Raw genomic sequence first — 13,795 nt, 5'->3', positions numbered from 1 at the left:
GAAGGCTAGGGGGGATTGGTATGACACAAACTGAAAACTATTTGGATCTTCCGCTTGAAGAAGTGCTTGGTGATCGATTCAGCAGATATAGCAAATATATCATACAGGAACGGGCTCTGCCGGATGCAAGAGATGGATTGAAGCCTGTGCAGCGACGAATTCTGTATGCAATGAATGAAGAGAACAACACATCTGATAAAAACTTTCGCAAATCCGCCAAAACAGTCGGTACCGTTATCGGCAATTACCACCCGCATGGAGACAGTTCTGTTTATGATGCTATGGTTCGTCTTAGCCAAGAATGGAAAGTAAGGAATCAACTGATTGAAATGCATGGAAACAATGGAAGCATTGATGGTGACCCACCCGCAGCGATGCGCTATACCGAGGCGAAGTTATCCCGGATAGCTTCCGAAATGCTGCGTGATATTGATAAGGAAACGGTGGATTTTATCCCTAATTTTGATGACACGATTTCAGAGCCGGTTGTCCTTCCTTCTAAATTCCCAAATCTTTTGGTCAGCGGATCAACTGGAATATCTGCCGGATATGCGACAGATATTCCGCCCCACAATCTCGGTGAAGTGATCGATGCAGTTATTAAAAAGATGGACAAACCGGAAGCATCCGTTGCTGATTTAATGCAAATTATGCAAGGGCCGGATTTCCCGACAGGTGGGATCATTCAAGGAGTAGACGGCATTAAAAAGGCGTATGAAACAGGGAAAGGCAAAATTGTCGTGCGCGGAAAAGCGACAGTGGAATCTGTCCAGGGCAATCGCCAGCAAATCGTCATTGATGAAATGCCATATGAAGTAAACAAAGCTTCTATGGTTAAAAAAATGGACGAACTGCGCATTGATCGAAAAGTGGAGGGCATAGCGGAAGTCCGTGACGAAACAGATAGAACCGGTTTGCGTATCGTCATTGAACTAAAAAAAGAAGCAGATGGAGAAGGCGTGCTCAATTACTTATATAAAAATACTGATTTGCAAGTGACATACAATTTTAATATGGTTGCCATCGAGGATAAAACGCCGAAACTACTGTCGCTTCCGCAAATGCTGGATTCTTATATTGCCCATCAGAAAGATGTCGTGACTAGACAAACCACATATGATCTCCGCAAAGCCAACGACCGGGCACATATTGTTGACGGGCTGATGAAAGCTGTATCTGTCTTGGATGAACTGATTGCTGTTATCCGTGCATCCAACGATAAACAGGATGCTAAAAAACGCATCATTGCTAAATACGATTTTTCCGAGGCACAGGCTGAAGCCATTGTCACGCTCCAGCTATACCGGCTCACCAATACGGATGTCACATCACTGGAAAAAGAAGCAGCTGATCTTAAGAAAAAAATTAATGAACTGGAAGCTATTCTGGCAAGTGACAAAAAATTGTTGCAAACGATAAAAAAAGATTTGCGACAGTTGAAAAAAACCTTTTCCGGAGAACGGCAAACCATAATCGAAGACAAAATTGAAGAATTGACTTTCGATATTGACGTGACGGTAGCCAATGAAGATGTCGTTGTATCCGCAACCTCTGATGGTTATGTGAAACGAACGAGCATCCGTTCTTATACGGCGTCAAACGGTGAGGATTTTGCAATGAAAGATGACGATCATCTCGTCGGACTTTTGGAGCTGAACACCACTGATAACCTTCTTTTATTCACCAACAAAGGAAAGTATATTTATCTACCTATACATGAGATGCCCGATATCAGATGGAAAGACCTTGGTCAGCATATTTCCAATTTGGTCACGATTGATAACGATGAACGCATCATTCAATGCATACCTGTTCGACAATTCAGCGATGATGAGTTTCTTGTTTTCGTTACAAAAAACGGTCTTATTAAACGCAGTGAGATGACTCTGTATAAGGCACAGCGTCGTTCAAAAGCTTTGATTGCGCTAAAGTTGAAAGGCGATGATGAGGTTATCGATGTATTCCGGACGAATGGGAATAAAGATGTGTTCGTCGCTTCTGACAAAGGGTATGGTCTATGGTATCACGAGTCAGACATATCCATTGTCGGTCAGCGGGCAGCAGGTGTCAAAGCGATGCAACTGAAGGAGAACGAATGGATTGTCAGCGGACAAGTATTCGATGATGGAACCGATCTATCCCTCGTCGTCGTTACGCATCGTGGTGCTTGTAAACGAATGGCATTGCGAACGTTTGAAAAATCGACACGCGGCAGACGTGGTTTGCTTATGCTGCGAGAACTAAAAACAAGGACTCATCATCTGAGGGGATTATTCGTCGTCACCGAAAATGACACCGTATGCTTCCAGACTTCCCAAGGCGAAAAAGAATGTGTATATCCAAGCAAACTCTCCATCAGTGATCGCCTCAGCAACGGATCATTTGTGATTGACAGTGAGAATCAAGGAGAAGTAACAGACGTTTGGAAACAGGCCACATACGATAAACCATTCAAGGAATGAACGAAACAAAACAGACAGTCTGCTTTTTAGCGGTTGTCTGTTTGTATTGTTTAATTACTTAAGGAAACGCTTTCTATTGCCAGAATAGTGTGATAAAATTTAGATTAACGAAGAAGGAGTAAGGAGGACATTAAATGACACAATAAACCGCCATAAAATATCGTTTGAAACCAACTGTTATTTGGAATTATTGCGCAATGACTGACATCAACCAGTCGGTCTTTTACGTCAACACAGGAGGTTTGACATGGACTTTGAATGGACCAAAGAGCAAGCCATGATTCAAAAAATGGTGCGGGATTTTGCGCAGGACGTTATTCAACCACGAGCGATGCAAATTGATAGAGACGCTGCGTTTCCGCACGACACATTCAAGCAAATGGGGGAACTTGGGCTTCTGGGTATTCCTTTTCCAGAAGAATACGGTGGCTCTGGCGGTGATACCATGTCCTATATCATCGCTGTGGAGGAAATCGGGAAAGTATGCGGGAGCACGGGGCTCAGTTTTGCTGCAACGGTGTCTCTTGGGGCGAGTCCCATTTACTACTTTGGAACGAAAGAACAGAAGGAAACGTACTTGAGACCTATGGCTGAAGGAAAAGCACTTGGAGCGTTTGGTCTGACGGAACCGAATGCAGGATCAGATGCACAAGGCACCACGACAACAGCGGTTGAAGATGGCAACGATGTCGTTATTAATGGCGAAAAATGTTTCATTACCAACGCCAACTATGCTGAAACTATTATCGTCACCGCTATCACCGGCACGAATGAAAAAGGGAAACATATCATTTCCGCCATAATCGTCCCTGCTGATTCGGAAGGACTGACCATAACAGACAATTACGACAAGATGGGGGTACGAGGCTCCAATACAGCGGAAATCGTACTGGAAAATGTACGTGTTCCAAAAGACAATCTTCTCGGTGACCCTGACAAAGGGTTTAATCAATTTCTGCATACCCTTGATGGTGGACGAATTTCCATTGCTGCACTGGGATTGGGCATTGCGCAATCATCACTCGATAAATCCCTTCGTTATGCCCGGGAGCGAACTCAGTTCGGTATCCCCATTTCAAAATTGCAGACCATCCAATTCAAGCTGGCTGATATGTCCATGGAAGTCGAACTTGCCCGCAATATGGTTTATAAAGCTGCTTGGTTGAAAGATAATGATAAACCTTTTTCCATGGAAGCCGCATATGCCAAATTATATGCAACAGAAACCGCCTTCCGCACAGCCAATCAGGCCGTCCAAATCCATGGAGGGTATGGCTACATGCGGGAATATGAAGTGGAACGATATTTGCGTGATGCCAAATTGCTTGAAATTGGTGAAGGGACGTCGGAAATACAGCGTCTAGTTATTGCCAGACAATTGGGTTGCTAAAACATACGGAAATACATTTGAAACGAATAACCAAGGAGGTCATATACGTGACAGAAATCAAGGCATCAATAGCGGGAAGTGTATGGAAATTCTCTGTCAGCGAGGGCGACACCATTGAACAAGACCAGGATATCGTTATTATGGAATCTATGAAAATGGAAATTCCAATCCCTGCTGAATCAGATGGTACAGTCAAGGAATTCAAGGTAGCGGAAGGTGATTTTGTCAATGAAGGGGATATTATTGCAATCATAGAATAATCATCAGTTTATTCGGAATCAGTCTTTATAACTTCAGTATAAAAGGGTGGTACTTGTGACGTCACTGGTTGACTGCAGCATAACAGATGATCGTATTGCGGTGGTGACATTAAACAGACCGGAAGCAATGAACGCTTTGTCTGGGGCGCTTCTTGATGAGCTGAATGATTGTATGAAACAGATTGATAGTAATGACGACATCCGTACGACCATTCTAACCGGAGCGGGGTCAAAAGCGTTTTGTGCCGGAGCCGACCTGAAAGAACGTAAGCAAATGACAAAAAAACAGGTTGTCGATGCTGCGTATACCATCGGTGAAACGGTCAGAACGGTGGAAAACATGAACATGCCGGTCATTGCAGCTATTAATGGTGCTGCATTGGGTGGAGGACTTGAACTGGCTCTTGGTTGTGACATGCGTCTGGCTGCCAATAATGCCAAAATGGGACTGACCGAAACATCTCTCGCCATCATTCCTGGTGCCGGCGGTACTCAACGATTAAGCAGGCTGATCGGAACAGGTCAGGCTAAAAAGTTAATATTCACTGCCAAACCAGTGCTTGCTGACGAAGCATGGCAACTGGGAATGGTTGAAGAGATTACTGAGTCGAACGCCTTATTGGATGACGCTTATACGATGGCTTTACAAATAGCTAAAAATGGGCCGTTCGCCATACAACAGGCAAAATTTGCCGTGGATAAAGGAATCCAGGCTGATATTTCCACCGGTCTACACGTGGAACGATTATGTTATAACGAAACCATCCCGACCGAGGATCGCAAAGAGGGACTGCAAGCGTTTAAAGAAAAACGGGCACCTGTCTATAAAGGAAAGTGACGCTGGGGAGGGCATATGATGACGGACCAGAACGAATTAAAAAAGCAAACGGAAAAAATAAAAAAAGGCGGTAGAGACAAATACCATCAAAAAAATGAAGAAAAAGGAAAAATGTTTGTCCGTAAACGACTTGAGCTTTTGTTCGATGCAGATATGAATATAGAAGATGCGTTTTTCGCCAATTGTATGGATGGTTCATTGCCTGCTGATGGCGTTATCACTGGAGTTGGACAAATAAACGGGCAAAATATATGTGTCATGGCCAATGATTCAACGGTTAAAGCCGGATCATGGGGGAAGCATACTGTGGAGAAAATCATACGTATTCAGGAAACGGCCAAAAAACTGGAGATCCCCATGCTTTATTTGGTCGATTCCGCCGGTGCACGAATAACGGATCAGGTTGATATGTTTCCCGGGCGCCGTGGTGCGGGGCGTATTTTTCACAATCAAATTCAATTGTCTGGCCGGGTCCCGCAAGTGTGTCTGCTGTTCGGACCATCAGCTGCAGGAGGAGCGTATATCCCGGCCTTCTGTGATATCGTTGTCATGGTCGAAGGAAATGCATCAATGTATCTTGGATCCCCGAGAATGGCCGAAAAAGTGATTGGAGAAGAGGCTAGCTTGGAGGAAATGGGTGGTGCTGAGATGCACTGTTCAGTTTCCGGTGTTGGTGATGTCCTTGTTAAAACAGAAGAGGAAGCTATTGACTATACACGACGATACTTGGACTATTTTCCGGCCAATTTCAGAAATAAACCGGCTGCATCTGAGCCTAAAGAAGCAAAAGACTATGGTAAATCTTTAACAGAGCTTATTCCTGACAATCAAAACATCCCGTTTAATATGCACGATCTGATTAAACGGATCATTGACGCGGACAGTTTCTGTGAAGTTAAGAAGACATTTGCGCCAGAACTGATTACTGGTATGGCAAGAATGAATGGAAAAACAATAGGCATTATTGCCAATCAGCCACGCATGAAAGGCGGTGTTCTATTTCCGGATTCAGCCGATAAAGCCGCCAAGTTCATTCAACTTTGTGATGCGTTTAATATCCCACTTCTATTTCTTATGGATATCCCAGGATTTATGATTGGGACGAAAGTGGAACGTGAAGGCATTATTCGCCATGGCGCAAAAATGTTGGCAACAATGAGTGAGACTACCGTTCCCAAAATATCGGTTGTTGTCCGGAAAGCATATGGAGCCGGACTCTATGCCATGGCAGGGCCTGCCTTCGAACCTGATGCCTGTTTAGCTCTACCGACTGCACAAATTGCCGTCATGGGGCCGGAAGCGGCAGTGAATGCTGTATATGCCAATAAAATAGCTGAATTGCCGGAAGAAGAACGTTCTAGTTTTATTAAAGAAAAACAAGACGAATACCAAGATAATATTGATATTTATCGATTAGCCTCAGAAATGGTCATTGATGCTATCGTGGATCCGGACAAATTACGGGACGAATTGGTTGAACGCTTTCGGATATACGATTCCAAAAACGTAACATTCACAGAAAGAAAACATGGTATTTATCCAGTGTGACAAACTATGCCTCAGCCGTACCATAATGGTTGAGGATACATTTTTTATATTGAGTTTACCATAATTAAGTTATGTAATCTCAATTTTACCTAGTTTTGTTTTAAAATTTATTACTTGGTGGTAGGATAATAATGTGACCGTTTGGAATTAGTCGTGACAAACCAACCGAAATTTTGGAGTGAAAAACAATGAAAATAAACGAAATCATGATCACTGATGTAATTTTTGTTCACGAGGATACAACCATTGAACAACTATTGAAAATTCTTGTGAATAATAAAATCGGTGGGCTTCCAGTTATTGATGAAACAGACCACTTAAAAGGAATGATTAGTGATGGTGATATCATCCGTCATTTACAGCCAAAAGGAAGAACCATTTATGACATGTTTTCGCTTGTCATCGTTAACGAACATGAAGATTTCAAAAACAAACTTAAATCCAGCATTGAACATCGTGCAAAAAATATCATGAAGAAAAATATTTTTACGGTTCATCCCGATGATGATATTGAAGAAGTTATATCTATTTTTTCTGGATACCATTTCAAAAAAATTCCGGTCATCAATGAACACAAACAAGTCATAGGTGTTGTCAGTCGTGGAGATATCATTCGTTCTATTTCCACGAATATCATTGCAGAAATAACGGACTGACAGGTGGAAATGCTGTGGTTATCCACGTATAATGGAAGGCAATAAGTGTTAACAAAAGGGGAAACAGTCTTATGCCTATGAAAACAGAAGAAAACCAACTAACCAAGCAGCACTTTGCTTCCTTTTATCAATTTATACTAAAAAATGGTGATACGAAAAACGCTGAAAAATTATTGGATGTCTATGAAAAATGGAATCGTTCGAGCTTGATGATTGGTTTTTCCGGGCACTTTTCCGCTGGGAAATCGTCTATGATTGATTATCTTCTGGAAACGTCCATCCTGCCGAAAAGTCCGATACCAACCAGTGCCAATATCGTAATGATTCAATCCGGCAACGGGGGCGCGCAACTTTATTTAGAGGACGGTACTATATGCACGTATGACGAAGAAGCTTATAATATTGATGATATTAAGACGTTTGCCAAGACAAAAGGGACTATTAAAAAAATAGATATCCATTTGCAGAATTCTATTTTGCCGGAAGGGTCCACTATTATTGATACTCCCGGTGTAGATGCGGCTGATGACACCGATGGAATGATCACGGAATCATCGTTGCATCTGATGGATGTGCTGTTTTATGTTATGGATTATAACCATGTACAGTCGGAAGTGAATCTTGAGTTCCTGAAAAAAGTTCAGAAATACGGAATACCTGTTTTTATTATTATCAATCAAATTGATAAACATAATCCTGATGAATTGACGTTTGAGGACTTCTTCAAAAAAGTTAAACAAACGTTTGATCAATGGGAAGTTTATCCTAAGTCTATTTATTACTCTTCTATAAAGGACGACAATATGGAGGTTAACCAAGCTTCGGCCATTAAGTCCAGACTGTTTTCTCTCATGACCGACGAGAAACCAACACTTTATAATATTGAACGTTCGGTAAGACAAATACGGGATGACCATCAACACTATCTGCTCGCGTCGTATGAAAATGACGTGTCTAATCATGGACTTCAGGATATAGAAGAAATTGACGACTTCAATGAGCGTATAGAACAAGTGAATGAGAAATTGATTCAATTAAAAAACAAACCAAAGCAAATAGAAGACGCATTTCTTCACGAATTGAATACAACGTTAAAAAATGCGTATTTAATGCCGGCGAAGCTGAGAGACAAGGCTCATCTATTCCTGGAAGCTCAACAAAACGATTTTAAAGTCGGATTATTCGGATCAAAGAAAAAGACAGATGTGGAGCGAACCAAACGGTCAAATGATTTCCTTGACGACCTTCAGAAAAATTTGGAAACATCCATCCAATGGAAGTTAAGAGACAAATGGACAGAATTACTTGCCTATTATGAACTCGATGATCCACATATGACTGAACAAATTCAAACAGTGATGGTTTCTTACGATACAGAAATGCTGCGTGATTTAATCAAACCGGGCGCAAAAATTACCGGAGATTATGTTCTGGTTTACACGAATGATGTCAGTGAAGATATTAAGCGGAAATTCAAACAGAAAGCGTTGCATCTATTGGATTTAATCAACAATAAAGCAAAAGAACAACTCAATAAAAAACTGGTGGCATATGAAACTCAATATCAGCAATTGGAAGAAGCTAATGAAAAGCAGAAAACTTTGCAGAAGCTGCAGGAATATTTAGCAGAACAGTACAGACATATGGATCAAATACTTGAACATCCGGATGCATCTAAGTCATCCCTAGAACAATTAGACAACGCTTTAGACACAACCTATGAAACGAAATGGCCGGAGAATGTTGCTTCTGTTGCAACGGTTACTGATGGCGGGCAAGCTGACCAGAAAAAGGAACAAACGAAACCATCACCTGAAACGACAGACTTACAAATAAATACACTCCTCAGCGAGCTAACAAAAACAATCGACATGATTTCCGGTTTGCCAAGTTTTGAAACGCTTATCCATGATTTGACCCAAAAATATGAACGCCTTCAGCATCGATCCTATACCATAGCGTTGTTCGGTGCATTCAGTGCGGGCAAATCTTCTGTTGCCAATGCGTTGCTGGGAGAATCTGTATTGCCTTCATCTCCTAATCCGACAACAGCTGTCATTAATCGAATCAATCCGATCAATGACACATACAAGCATGGCACGGCCATCGTCACGATAAAAGATGAGAGCACACTAATCGCAGATATTCAAAAACTGATTAACCATTTTACAGTACCTGCTTTTGACTATTTAAACGAGTTGTTGACTTGGATAAGACAAACCAATCTCGTTCATTCTGCCGACTTGGAGAAAACCAGTCAAAATTATCTCCAAGCTGTACTTGATGGATACGACAATATGCGTTCCAACATGGCTCAACAAAAGACTGTTCCAGTTGGTGAGTTAAACGATTATGTTACTGATGAAAGAAAAGCATGTTTCATTGCATCCGTCGATCTCTACTACGACTGTCCATTAACACGTCAAGGGATTACATTAGTGGATACACCTGGGGCTGACTCGGTGAACGCGCGGCACACAACGGTTGCTTTTGATTATATTAAATACGCGGACGCTATATGTTATGTCACCTATTACAATCATGCTTTCTCAAGAGCGGATAAGGATTTTCTTGTGCAACTGGGGCGGGTCAAGGAATCATTTCAGATGGACAAAATGTTCTTTATTATGAATGCTTCCGATCTTGCTGAGGATAAAAGCGAATTAGAAACAGTCCGCCAATATATTGAAGAATACTTAATTTCGTATGGTATCCGCTTTCCGAAATTGTTTCCTTTATCCAGCAGACAAACCATTCAGGAAAAAAGAGACGGAAAACCGCTTAACAACGAAGTGTTGGCTATTGAAGAATCATTGAATCATTTTATTCACGAAGATTTGACATCCATCACAAAACAAGCAGCTGTATGGGATATGCAACGAACGCTTAACGAAATGCGCCACTATGTTGATGCACTTCAGTGGGGAGCAAAAGAAAAAGAGCAATTTCAGGCCTCATTGAAAACGGAGGTGGCATCGCTGAAAAAATGGACGGATGAATTACATGCATCCACGTACACGAAAAAAATCGATCAAAAACTGGAAAAACAGTTACACTATGTACTCGAACGTTTTTCCATCCGTTTTCATGATATGTTCAAGGAAACATTCAACCCAGCAACAATCACGGCTTCCGGCAAAGAGGCTCAACGTCAGCTGGAAAATTGCTTGGCCAATCTGCTTGAGTACTCGGGTTACGACTTGATGCAGGAGCTTCGGGCTGTCTCGTTGCGAATAGAATCCTTTATTACCGAGCTCAAACAAGATGTTCATCGCCATTATGTGAACAAGGTCCGAGATATGGACAGTGCATTTATGCTGCCGGATGCCGACCAGCCTGTGTTGAACACCCCGGAGTATGAACAGGCGTTTCAGCAACTTGATGCTCAAAGCTTTCCGTATGAATTGAAACAATTTAAAGGAACCAAAGCATTCTTCGCTAAAAATGAAAAAGAAATTATGAAAGACGCGCTGCTAAATCGTTTATACGCATATGCGAAGCAATATATTGATGATTATCATGAGGTGATGAGAGAAACTTATACGAATCAATGGTACCGAATGATAAGTGATTTACAACAGTGGATTTATGATCATATTGACAGCTATGCAAACCGACAAACAGCAATGTTGACAGAAAAACCGGCCGATATGCAAACGTTGAAGGAAAATGCCCATGTTCTTACATCCATGTTGGAAAAATACGAAATGGCGGAGGTATAAATATGACTAAGCAACAGAAGATTTTACTTGTGGATGGCATGGCGTTGCTTTTTCGCGGTTTTTATGCAACAGCATTATCCGGCCATTATAGATACACGAAAGACGGGGTTCCAACAAACGCTGTTTATCAATTCTTGCGGTATTTCCTTGATGCACTGCATCGGTTTGAACCAACCCATGTCATTTGCTGCTGGGATATGGGAAGCAAAACATTCCGCACAGAGTTGTTCCCCGACTACAAGGCAAACAGGTCTGAGCCACCCGAAGAGCTTGTGCCTCAATTTGAATTGATCAAAGAGGTTACAAGTGCGTTTAGCATACCAAACGTTGGACAGGATTTGTATGAAGCCGATGACTGCATTGGTTCATTGGCGGGTCAATTCTCTGTTGATCACGACGTGTTAATCTTAACGGGTGATCAAGATATGCTGCAACTCGTTGATACTGGGATCACTGTCGCAATCATGAAAAAAGGGATCGGCAACTATGACGTGTTCAACAATGAAACGTTTTACGATAAAAAAGGGATTCACCCGCAACAAATAATAGACTTAAAGGGATTAATGGGGGATGCTTCGGATAACTACCCCGGTGTAAAGGGAATTGGCGAGAAAACGGCACTAAAATTACTGCAGGAATACGGGACAATTGACAGCCTTCTTGCTAATATGGAATATTTGTCTCATGGATCACAGAACAAAATAAAAGACAATCTGGAAATGCTTCATTTTATCGCGAAAACTCGCAGAAATCAAGTGTGATCTTACGATAAAGTGCACGCCGGAAGAGGCGTCATGGTGCTATGACGCCTCGGTAGTCGAAGAAACATTTACAAAGTTGGAATTTTCTGATCTTAATTAATCTGTTAAACCGGTCGACTGCAAACATTTGATCAACAGCAGTTCCTATATCATTCATATGGCTTGAGCGACTGGTTATCGCTTGTACCTGAAAAAATGTCAGGAAAAGTTCTATAATATGATCATAATGAAAAACGTTGGAATAGAAAGGTGACTATTAATGAAATCAGTTGAAAATATGACGTCATTGATCGGGGAAACCCCGGTGGTCCGATTAAATCACATTGTTCCGCAAGATGCTGCTGAAGTGTTTATTAAACTGGAATCATTTAATCCGAGCAAAAGTGTGAAAGATCGTGCGGCATACAGTATGATTGATAAAGCAGAGGAGGAAGGTCTGATTGAACCCGGTGCCACCATTATTCGAACCGACGAGCGGGAATACCGGTATCGGCCTTGCGATGAGTGCTGCAGCCAAGGGATATCACGCGATTTTCGTCATGCCGGATAACAGCACCGCGGAACGGAGAAACATTCTGCAGGGATTTGGTGCCAAGGTCGTGTTAACACCAAGTGATGAAAAAATGCCTGGTGCCATTCGGAAAGCTGAAGAATTGCACCAGGAAATACCTAATAGTTTTATTCCACAACAATTTGAAAATAATGCCAACCCCGACATTCATCGGACAACAACAGCACTCGAAATTTATGATCAGATGGATGGACAATTGGACGCATTTGTCGCCACTGCCGGAACCGGTGGCACAATAACCGGTACAGGTGAAGTGCTGAAAGAAAAAATTCCTGGTCTGTATATTGCTGTTGCCGAACCTAAGGGATCACCAGTATTGTCAGGCGGTGAACCGGGCAAACATAAATTAGTAGGCACCAGTCCTGGATTTATTCCTGATATTTTAAATACATCCAATTTATGATGAGATTATCCAAGTCGGAGACGATGAATCCATTGACATGTTTCAATTACTGCCACAGAAAGAAGGTATATTTACTGGTTTATCCGGTGCCGCGGCTGTTATAGCAGCCATAAAGACCGCCAAACGCCTAGGACCGGACAAACATGTATTATGTATATCTCCGGATACCGGCGAACGGTATTTGAGCATGAATCTGTTTGATGAATGATATTCTCATCTGGAGTCCATGGTTTTCCCGTTGAAGACACCTGTCACGAACCTGTGAAAGGCGCATATCATAACAGGGAATTCATTCTGACAGGAGGAAAACCATGTATAGGCAATATCCAAATTTTTATCCAGCGTATGATGATTACATTTATTCGAATTGGCACAGCTATATACCAACGACGCAGGGTAACGATTTTCGTCAACAGACAATCAGCGGGCAGGCAACTTGGACAGAAGGCGGACAGCTTACCAAATGCGGCATACCATGGTCTACGAATCAATATATGACGGCAGCGGTCGGCACTAATTCCCCGTACGAATGCGGGCAAACATTGAAAATTCATAACCCCGCTACTGGAAGAGACATTATGGTGACAGTCGTTGATGAAGTGCCCGGGTATTCAAAGAATCAAATTAATTTGCACAGACGGGCGTTCCAGACACTGGGGATCAATCCACAGCAAGGCGTTGCCAATGTTGAAATAACTCCAACGAATGGGACCTCTCAGCAAAAATGGGGGGAATATTTACTCAAGATCACCCAAACAGCTTATCCGTCCTATCAAGTAACCGAGTATCAACTTACCGATGAAACACAAGTATCACCGGAAAAAAATAAAGAAACATACCAGTTTAGACTCCAAGCGAACCAAGAGCGCATGACCGTTCAAGGAACAGTTATTTATAATTCTGAAACTGACCGGATTATATCCATTTATATTCAGGAAACGTGAGTAACAATAATGCTTTTTTTCAAAAACATTACGCCTGAAATTGAAATGGACAAAAAGATATAAGAATGATAACGTATATATGTGCCATGAATTGAAAACGAGGGAGGCATTGGCAATCCGGGGCACAAGCTTCCCTCGGTTCTTTTATAAACGGGTTTACATAATATATATTATAGGAAGTTTTATTTAAAAAGGAGGTTGTCATGTGTCAATCCTAAGTTTACTTGTGATAGTGAGATG

The 13,795-nt window shown here is 41.9% G+C and carries 9 protein-coding genes and 1 pseudogene; all 10 read left to right on the top strand.

All coding sequences use genetic code 11. The annotated features are described in order from the left end of the window. The first annotated feature begins 20 nt into the window (after positions 1-20). The 10 genes and pseudogenes from parC to ACZ5Q7_RS11505 all read left to right on the top strand — a co-directional run bounded on the left by parC (position 21) and on the right by ACZ5Q7_RS11505 (position 13,555). The gene (gene parC, locus ACZ5Q7_RS11550; RefSeq protein WP_343753216.1) at positions 21-2,462 is read left to right on the top strand and encodes a DNA topoisomerase IV subunit A; all 2,442 of its coding nucleotides are present in this window, start codon (positions 21-23) and stop codon (positions 2,460-2,462) included. A gap of 247 nt (positions 2,463-2,709) precedes the next feature. Further along, a complete protein-coding gene (locus ACZ5Q7_RS11545; protein WP_343753214.1) occupies positions 2,710-3,852 on the top strand; it encodes an acyl-CoA dehydrogenase family protein in 1,143 nt (380 codons plus the stop codon). Positions 3,853-3,899: 47 nt separating this feature from the next. Next, positions 3,900-4,112, top strand: coding sequence for an acetyl-CoA carboxylase biotin carboxyl carrier protein subunit (locus tag ACZ5Q7_RS11540; protein ID WP_343753212.1), 213 nt, complete (start codon positions 3,900-3,902; stop codon positions 4,110-4,112). Between the two features lie 55 nt (positions 4,113-4,167). Further along, the gene (locus tag ACZ5Q7_RS11535) at positions 4,168-4,950 is read left to right on the top strand and encodes an enoyl-CoA hydratase (RefSeq protein ID WP_343753210.1); all 783 of its coding nucleotides are present in this window, start codon (positions 4,168-4,170) and stop codon (positions 4,948-4,950) included. Between the two features lie 18 nt (positions 4,951-4,968). After that, positions 4,969-6,498, top strand: a complete 1,530-nt coding sequence (locus ACZ5Q7_RS11530; RefSeq protein ID WP_343753208.1) for an acyl-CoA carboxylase subunit beta — start codon at positions 4,969-4,971, stop codon at positions 6,496-6,498. Positions 6,499-6,686: 188 nt separating this feature from the next. Then, the gene (locus tag ACZ5Q7_RS11525; RefSeq protein WP_343753206.1) at positions 6,687-7,154 is read left to right on the top strand and encodes a CBS domain-containing protein; all 468 of its coding nucleotides are present in this window, start codon (positions 6,687-6,689) and stop codon (positions 7,152-7,154) included. Positions 7,155-7,225: 71 nt separating this feature from the next. Then, entirely contained in the window at positions 7,226-10,876 is a 3,651-nt protein-coding gene (locus ACZ5Q7_RS11520) for a dynamin family protein (RefSeq protein WP_343753204.1), read from the top strand. 2 nt (positions 10,877-10,878) lie between these two features. After that, positions 10,879-11,637 (top strand): 5'-3' exonuclease, encoded by a 759-nt coding sequence (locus tag ACZ5Q7_RS11515; protein WP_464432871.1) that lies wholly within the window; start codon positions 10,879-10,881, stop codon positions 11,635-11,637. Between the two features lie 259 nt (positions 11,638-11,896). Beyond that, positions 11,897-12,819, top strand: a pseudogene (cysK, locus tag ACZ5Q7_RS11510) (cysteine synthase A). A gap of 103 nt (positions 12,820-12,922) precedes the next feature. After that, positions 12,923-13,555 carry a DUF3889 domain-containing protein gene (locus ACZ5Q7_RS11505; protein WP_343753198.1) on the top strand — a complete coding sequence of 211 codons (633 nt, stop codon included), beginning with the start codon at positions 12,923-12,925 and terminating at the stop codon, positions 13,553-13,555. Positions 13,556-13,795: the final 240 nt, after the last annotated feature.

It is taken from the genome of Lentibacillus halophilus (assembly GCF_055395055.1).
The sequence above is the reverse complement of the archived record's forward strand: the minus strand, read 5'-3'. Positions and strand labels throughout refer to the sequence as shown.

Excerpts from the sequence above, each read along its gene's own strand:
- parC (WP_343753216.1), top strand. The coding sequence starts at position 21 with ATGACACAAACTGAAAACTATTTGGATCTTCCGCTTGAAGAAGTGCTT.
- ACZ5Q7_RS11545 (WP_343753214.1), top strand. The coding sequence starts at position 2,710 with ATGGACTTTGAATGGACCAAAGAGCAAGCCATGATTCAAAAAATGGTG.
- ACZ5Q7_RS11530 (WP_343753208.1), top strand. The coding sequence starts at position 4,969 with ATGACGGACCAGAACGAATTAAAAAAGCAAACGGAAAAAATAAAAAAA.
- ACZ5Q7_RS11525 (WP_343753206.1), top strand. The coding sequence starts at position 6,687 with ATGAAAATAAACGAAATCATGATCACTGATGTAATTTTTGTTCACGAG.
- ACZ5Q7_RS11520 (WP_343753204.1), top strand. The coding sequence starts at position 7,226 with ATGCCTATGAAAACAGAAGAAAACCAACTAACCAAGCAGCACTTTGCT.
- ACZ5Q7_RS11515 (WP_464432871.1), top strand. The coding sequence starts at position 10,879 with ATGACTAAGCAACAGAAGATTTTACTTGTGGATGGCATGGCGTTGCTT.
- ACZ5Q7_RS11505 (WP_343753198.1), top strand. The coding sequence starts at position 12,923 with ATGTATAGGCAATATCCAAATTTTTATCCAGCGTATGATGATTACATT.